Consider the following 4,367-nt stretch of genomic DNA (forward strand, 5'->3'; position numbering starts at 1 on the left):
GAAAACCCGCCGGAACCCCCCTCGGCCAGGCCCGGTGGACTGTCTCGCGCGGTCGGGGGCGGCTCGGGCGTTGACCAGCTCGTCGGGGGTTCAGCTTGGGTGAGTACGAGGGCGGGAAGTGCAGCTTGATCTCGTCCTTGTGGCTGGCGAGCCGGGCTCGGACTGCCTTCGGGCGGTGGGCCGAGTGCCGGTCGACGATCAGGTGGATCTTCCGGTCGAAGTGCCGGTGAGCCGGGTGAGGAAGCGGCACATGACCTGCGCGTCGAACGACTCGGTGAAGACCATGAAGTGCATCCGGCCGCGGGTGCTGATCGCGGACATCGCGTTCACGGAGAACCGGTTCCCGGTCCGGCGGACGACGGGAGTCGCACCCTTGGCGCCCCAGGTTCGGCCGATGACCTGGCCCGAGCGGATCCCGACCTGGCCGGCGAAGAGGACTTCGCCGTTCTCCGTCTTCGCCCTGGCCCGGAGCGCCGGCCAGGTCTCCTCGTGCCAGACGCGGACCGCTTCCGCGCCCCGCGGCCCCGCCCGCTTGTCCGGACGCTGGAAGGTCAGCCCCCAGCGTTTGAGGTACTTGCCCACCCCGGGCTCGGTGAAGCGGACCCGGTACAGCTTGAAGATCAGCTTACCTATCTGCCCCCGCGTCCACAGTTGACCCGAAAGTCCCAGATCGGACGGGAAGCGATCGAGGACGGCCTGCCGGACGGCGGCCTGCTCGGCCTCCGACAGGACCTGATGTCCACCCACCCGACGACCCCGCGCGCGGGACAGCAGTGCGTCCCGCCCGCCGGCCTGCCACTTCGCCCACTAGTCGTCCACGGCCCTGGCCGACACCTTGAACAGGGCGGCAGCCTCTGCCCGGTCCCGGCCCTCCACCAGCGCTGACACCGCCAGCAACCGCACGGCCTCCTGCGCATCCGGCGACCAGGCCCGCGCATCCCCCACCAGATCACTCACACACCGTCAACGAGCCTGAACCCAAAGCGTTTCGGATCAATAAGACGAAGCGCAGCCCCGGGTCAACCCAAGGCAGCAGAACAATGCGGCTCACAGCCCCACAGTGAAGTTCGAGGACCACACCAACAACGGAAAGGTTAACCGGCTCCACAACCCCGTAACCAGCAGGAGGCCGGTGAGCACCAGCAAACCCCCTCCGATACGCATGACCCACATGTAATTGTTCTTGACGAAGCTAAAGGCGCCAAGGGATTTCCGGAAAGCCAGAGCACTCGCTATGAAGGGAATCCCAAGGCCCGCGCAGTAAGCCACCATCAGAATCGCTCCGCGTACAGCACTCGATTCATTGAGCGCCAGCATGGTGACGGATCCCAGCGTGGGGCCCAGGCACGGAGTCCAGCTCAAGCCGAAGACGACCCCTAGAAGGGGAGCCCCCAACAGCCCCACCGCAGGGCGCTTATGCAGGCGAAACTCCCGCATCGGTACGCCAGGCAACAGTCCGACGAAGAAGAAACCCATGACGATCGTCAAGACGCCCAGAACTTTCGTCAGTAACTCTTGGTGCTCAATCAACTCGGAACCGAAGTTACCGAAGAGCGCCCCTCCGGACACGAAGACGAAAGTGAAACCCAACACGAACAATGATGCGCCCGCAGCCATGCGGCCGCGCCGGGCTTGGGCCAGGTCGGCGCCACTGACACCGGTAACGTAAGAAAGATAGCCAGGCACAAGGGGGAGTACGCAAGGAGAGAAGAAAGAGACGAGGCCGGCCAGCGCGGCGATCGGCAGTGCGAGTAGCAGACTTCCGGATAATACCGCCCCCTGGAGGCCCGCTTCAGCTGCTAGCTGGATCATGTAATTCCTCTCCCTGTTCCGCTATGTATCCCAATTTAAGCACAGAGGAAGACGTCCCCCAGTAGCCATACACTGCATTAGCTTCATTTTCGGGCATGTCTTTCAAATTAGCACTAAAGGTGGTAAGGGGTGCAATGGTGTCTCAATGACGCTAAATGAAAAATAGTAAAATGACTTCAAAGGCTCGTGATCGCGCACCGGCATGCTCTATATGGCCAGTGTCGCCATGCTGAGAATGGCAGGCTCAAACGTCCGCCATAAAGCGGGGGGGCATGTTCAGAAGAGTCTCGAAGGCCGGTTTCGTCGCCGCGGCGGCCGCTTCGCTTCCACTTCCATGCCCGTGGCCGCGACACCGCGGTCGACCAGACCCCGGACGAGATCACCGAGTGGTAGCTCCTCCAGGTCTGGCCGGCGCCCGCACAGCCGCCCCACGTTTTGACGTGCCAGAGCCCGGTGCCGTGATCAGGGCCCCGCACGGAACACCGTCGACGACCTCGCCGCGACCCTCCAGCGACGAGACGAACGCGTACGGAGGGAAAGCAAGAGCTGAAGACATCTTGCCACACATTTCGTGCGAGAAGACTGACCAAGAAACCGGCGTGTGCCGGACCCGGTTTGCTCCAGTGCGGTTCTCCGGCTGCGGCCAGAGAATTCCAGCGGGCATACCGATCGGCACTCGTGTAAAGGCCCGGGTCTCCCAGATCCATCGTCTCACTTCACTCATCCGGGCACGGATACGCTCTGCGCGATAGCGGTTGACGCCGAGTGGGCGCCGCCTATGCCATGACGCCATGGCAAGCGAATCCGTACGAAAACTCGTCAGCTCGTCGCCCTACTGGCCGGTGGTCCGGCATCCGGTTCTGCGGAGAATCCTGCCCGGCGTAGGACTGTCCTACCTCGGTGACGGAATGAGTACCGTCGCCGTCACCTGGCTGGCCCTGGAACTGGCCCCCGAGAGCAACAAGGCCACATGGGTGGCGGTCGCCGCAGTGGCGTACATCCTGCCAGGGGCGCTGGGCGGGATTCTGTTCGGCCGCTTACTGTCGGCCCGCAGCGGGGCCCAACTCGCGGGCTGGGACGCGATTCTGCGGGCCACCGCGCTCGGCCTGATTCCGGTCATATACGTCCTCGACGCCCTGACCATGGGGATCTACATCGCACTGCTGGCCGCCTCCTCCCTGCTGCACGCCTGGGGAACGGCCGGGCGGTACACGTTGCTCACCGAAGTCCTGCAGGAGCGGCACCACTTGGCGGGGAACGCGGTGATCACCATTGTCAGTGAGTTCGCCACTGTCATCGGGCCGCCCGTCGCCGCCCTGCTCATCGCCTGGGGAGGCGCGGCCACGGTCATCGCGGTCGACGCGGCCACCTTCGCCCTGCTGGCCCTCACCTACCGCCTGGCCGCACCCCGCACGGTCGGATTCGGCACACCCCGCGCCCAGGCGTCCCGCTCGGCCGGCTTCCGCACCATCCTGGGCGATCGCCGACTCTCCGGGCTTCTGGCCCTGACCTTCGGATACTTCCTCCTCTTCGGCCCGATCCTGGTCGTCCTGCCGGTCCTGGTCTCCGAAGAACTCGGTGGCTCGGCCGCCACGCTCGCCTGGTACTACACGGCGTTCGGCGTCGGCTCGGCCATCGGCGGACTGATCACCGGCTATCTGCGCAACTGGTCGCTGTGGCCGACGACCATCGGCATCGTCATCGGCTTCGGCGCCGCACTGCTGCCCCTGGGGCTCGGCGCGCCCACCGCCGTGGTTCTGGTGTCGTTCGGCCTGTCGGGCCTCATCTGGGCTCCGTACGCGGCCATTTCGACCGTACTGTTCCAGCGTGCCGCCACCCCGGGGCAGCTGTCGCAGGTGCTGGCGGCCCGGGGCACCGTGTTGATCGTTTCCGTGCCGCTGGGCAATATGATCGGCGGACCGCTGAGCGCCGCGATCGGCGCACGCCAGACGCTCCTCGCCTCGGCGGTCGCCACCATCCTCCTGGGCACAGCCGCCGCGGCCGTCGTACTCCTCCGGCGCGGCCGCGCCGCCGCGTCACCGCACTCGCGGTGACATGAGAGATGTCCCGCCGGCGGGACATGCCGCTCCCTGGGCCCACCCTGAATGAAGCGGCCTCTTTCCCGCCCGAGCCGCACGACGAAGCTCCTGGTGGACGGTGTCACGGCCAAGGTGAACCGCCCTGCCAGGAGTTTCGCTCTTTTCTCCGGCTCAATGCTCGTACCGCTCGCTTTCTCCAGGCAGTTGGCATGGGGAAAACAACTACGTTGGCGGTGGCGCAATGTCATCCAGGACGACGCGTGGATTCCCCTTACCACAGCAGCCCTGGTAGGGAGCGGCAGTGAACGACTTCAGCCTCGCCACCGGTATGACCCTCGATCCCGTACGCCCGGTCGATCCCGGTCTCGTCGTCCTCGACATCACCGCAGTGGAACGCCACCGCCACCGGTGATGACGGTCCTGGACGCCCTCTGGTACACCTCCGCCCCGGCCCGTCACCGACCACGACGCCAACAGGTCCGCGTCCGGGCGCAACGCCATCCGCTGGGCCTCCCC

General features: G+C 65.7%; 5 protein-coding genes. 1 reads left to right on the forward strand and 4 read right to left on the reverse strand.

The genetic code is table 11. The features are described from left to right. The 4 genes from FF041_RS40240 to FF041_RS37420 form a co-directional block, all read right to left on the reverse strand. Positions 1-250: transposase (locus FF041_RS40240; RefSeq protein WP_323393724.1), on the reverse strand; the 250-nt coding region annotated here is incomplete at its 3' end. After that, entirely contained in the window at positions 199-747 is a 549-nt protein-coding gene (locus FF041_RS40245; RefSeq protein ID WP_323393723.1) for a winged helix-turn-helix domain-containing protein, read from the reverse strand. The genes FF041_RS40240 and FF041_RS40245, both read right to left, overlap by 52 nt. Positions 748-807: 60 nt before the next feature. Then, positions 808-957: a hypothetical protein gene (locus FF041_RS39955; RefSeq protein ID WP_228388986.1), complete on the reverse strand. Its 150-nt coding sequence runs from the start codon at positions 955-957 to the stop codon at positions 808-810. Positions 958-1,047: 90 nt separating this feature from the next. After that, on the reverse strand, positions 1,048-1,812 hold the full coding sequence (locus FF041_RS37420) for a cytochrome c biogenesis CcdA family protein (protein WP_153527247.1): 765 nt from the start codon (positions 1,810-1,812) through the stop codon (positions 1,048-1,050). A 791-nt stretch (positions 1,813-2,603) separates the two neighbouring features. Between FF041_RS37420 and FF041_RS37425 the strand changes: the two genes are divergently transcribed. Further along, positions 2,604-3,866: an MFS transporter gene (locus FF041_RS37425; protein WP_153527250.1), complete on the forward strand. Its 1,263-nt coding sequence runs from the start codon at positions 2,604-2,606 to the stop codon at positions 3,864-3,866. Positions 3,867-4,367: the final 501 nt, after the last annotated feature.

It is taken from the genome of Streptomyces jumonjinensis (genome assembly GCF_009600885.1).
Classification (GTDB): Bacteria; Actinomycetota; Actinomycetes; order Streptomycetales; family Streptomycetaceae; genus Streptomyces; species Streptomyces jumonjinensis.